This is a genomic window from Kitasatospora sp. NPDC007106 (assembly GCF_040634455.1).
Lineage (GTDB): Bacteria > Actinomycetota > Actinomycetes > Streptomycetales > Streptomycetaceae > Kitasatospora > Kitasatospora arboriphila.
In genome coordinates this window covers 1-1,006 of the sequence record NZ_JBEYFP010001484.1, presented here as the reverse complement: position 1 = coordinate 1,006, position 1,006 = coordinate 1, and the positions used below count along the sequence as shown (strand labels likewise).

General features: G+C 80.1%; 1 pseudogene. It reads right to left on the bottom strand.

Going from position 1 to position 1,006, the window contains the following annotated elements:
• Positions 1-1,006: pseudogene (locus ABZ641_RS39460) on the bottom strand (hypothetical protein); the annotation flags it as partial.

The window sequence follows — 1,006 nt, the reverse complement described above, 5'->3', positions numbered from 1 at the left end:
CCGGGGTGGGGCGGCCGTCGGGGCCGGGGGGTGCGGCGGGGACGTGGAGGGTCAGGAGCGGGCTGTCGGTGGGGCGGCGGGCGGCGTGGACGGTGAGGCCGGCGCTGCCCGGGCCGGGTGCGGGAACGGTGAGCGCCCAGTCGTCGCCGTCGGTGTGCGGGGGCGCGACGGCGAGGCCGTCGACGGTCAGCGGGCCCGGCGTGGGGACACCGAACCACCGCAGGGTGGTCCGGCCCGCCCCGGGGTCGGCGGTGGTGAGCAGCCGGCCACCGCCGGCGAGCGCGGCGAGGCCCACGAAGGCGTCGGCCGACCGGAGTTCGTCGTCGGTGAGGGCGACCCGGGCGGTGAGCCGCCAGCCGGGCAGCTCCCAGGTCCAGCACTCGGTGAGGCCGGCGCCGAAGCGGGGCCGGGTCAGCACGACGGCCGAACAGCGGTCCGCGGTGCGGGACGGCGGGCCGGCCGGGCGCTGGTCGCCCTGGGCGCTGCCGCCGCCGAGTTCGCGCCAGACGACGGTGGGCCGGTCCGCCGCGGTGTCGAGCACGACGAGGCCCTGGCCGTCGACGCCGATCAGCTGCCGGCCGTCGTAGCTGCCGAGCGTGGCGGTGGAGCGCAGGGTGGTCCAGGGCCGCAGCCGCCGGGTGGCGAGGTCGAGCCGGGAGACCTCGGTGACCGGCCCGTGGTCGGCGACCACCAGGGCGTTGCCGCCGTGGTCGGCGAGGACCAGGCGGTCGGCGGGGGTGTCCCAGCGCGCCTTGGTCCGCCCGTCGGGCGTGAGCAGCCGCACGCCCGCCTGGCCGCAGGCGACCAGCAGGGCACCGGAGTCCAGGTAGGCCGCGTCGAGCACCGGGAGGGTGCCGGGGCGGTCGGCGGTGGTGAGCTCCAGCGGCCGTCCACCGGTCCGCCCGGGCCGGACGGGACGGGGCAGGTCCGCGGCGGCGAGCGGGTCGGCGCGGGCGAGCAGGCGGTCGAAGCGCGCGCGGTCGGTGCCCTGTCCGGCGGGTGCGCC